At 42.8% G+C, this 1857-nt stretch carries 1 pseudogene; it reads right to left on the bottom strand.

Annotated elements, in window-relative coordinates:
- Positions 1-6 precede the first annotated feature (6 nt).
- A pseudogene (locus BN874_RS26330) lies at positions 7-1809 on the bottom strand (IS1634 family transposase).
- Between the last annotated feature and the right edge of the window lie 48 nt (positions 1810-1857).

The raw sequence follows: 1857 nt of genomic DNA on the forward strand, positions 1-1857 counted from the left end.
ATTTCGTCAAGCCGCTATGGCTAGATCGAAATTGGTTTCAACTCGATCGACTTCCCCATCAGTTCGAACTTTAATGAAAGATAAATTATAAATCTCTTTTGGAATGTTCAAGAGACTCAAAATCTTCTCTTGCAAAGGACTCAATTTTTCGACTAAGTGTCCAACGATGTCATCACCCTGTCTTTGAATAAAGAGGTTTAATTCTTTAAAGGCAGCTAATAACCGTTCAGCGGTCGGTTGGGTCTGCACATTCTTGGGATTTCCTGGGACTAATCCCGCTAGATTTTCATCCGTTTTTGCTAACTCCCGGCGTACAATAAACTCAATAAGTGTTAATACCTGTAACGCAATAAATAGTAAAAATACTAAGCCCCTAATGCGTTCATCAATCCGCAGAAATAAAGGTAAAATCGGTAATGAACCCTGCTTAAAACGGTGAAAACCTCGTTCTACTGTGTACTCGTCCCGGTAATACCGAACACTTTGTGTCAAAGTCATACGAGTCTTGGCGGTATTGGTCACATAAATCCGCCAGCCCATCAGTTGTTGGTGGGCTTCAATCGCCGCCTCTTGGCGATCAACACGGCAGGACATTTCTACAATGGTTTCTAAATAATACGGGGTCTTCGCGGTCGGCCGTCCCCGCTTTGCATAGTGCTTCTCCTGGTAGATCTTCTCATGTACCTCTACCGTCAAAAATTTACTAAGTCCTTGTTCTTCTATGTTATTTCGTAATCGCATCTCCCATTCCCCTGCGCTTTCCTTCCCCTGCGCTATCGAACATTGGGTCGCTTTTTCGGCATTCTCTAAACGTTTTAAGAACCCTGCTTGTTGCTTTTTTGCATGACATTCACTGCGAATCACTAACCACCTTTCTGACCACTGAAATTCGCCGTTTTCATCTTGCCCTATCATGCTTTTATCGACTTCAAAACCTTGTCCTATTGTTCTTAACTCGCCCTTCTTTTTACCCTCTAACTGAATCTTTTCAAGCGTTTTCGGCAAATTATTAACCCAACTTTCCAGTTGATTGGGGACGTGTCCCGTCATCGGTAAAGGACATCAATAAAATCCATTTTCTCCTGCAATTTTTAAGCGTGTTTCCAATGACCTCATTTTACAATCGCCTACAAACAGAAAATTAGAATGGCCGATCGTTTCCCTCATTTGTTGCCAAGCCGGAAAATACTCCCGATCATCTGCCGCACTTCCTTTCAAGGTCATCGTTAATAGTGGTACTCCAGCCGGATCCAGTGTGCCTAACCCCTGTTTGAACTGCAGTAAGTCAGGGCGTCGGTCTTTACTATGTCCAAAAACCAAAATTCCATCACCCTCTAATTCGTCAGAGGCATGGTAAACATTGAATGAGGTCGTATCATAACGAGCAACCTCCGTGGGTAATTCATAGGCTTGAATCAGATATTTTCCCTGTTCAACTTGATAAGCAACTTGCTGCTCTGGATCACTACCTAATACTTGCGTTAAAATCCCTAGCCGATCATCAGTCGCATCTTTCGGCGTCAGCGTCCAACCCGTCAACTGTTCGAGAAGATGTTGACGTTTCGCTACCCAAACCTCCATTCCCGATAGCCGGTGATTTAAAGAGTGTATTACATAAGTGATAAACAACACGGCCAGTTGACCATAGCTCAGTCCTTTCCAGTTTCCATGCGCTGGCCAGAACCGATCAATCCGTTCCGCAATCCCCATTTTAATAAGTATATGAAAAATAACTGGAATCTCATCAACCCGTTCAAGCTGTTCAGCCACTAGCTCGCTCATTGTGAAATCTCCTTTCACTGTTTTCATTATTACACTGCTGTATTCTAACCATAAATGTTATGATTATAAAAAAAT

Source organism: Candidatus Contendobacter odensis Run_B_J11, assembly GCF_000531125.1.
Lineage (GTDB): Bacteria > Pseudomonadota > Gammaproteobacteria > Competibacterales > Competibacteraceae > Contendibacter > Contendibacter odensensis.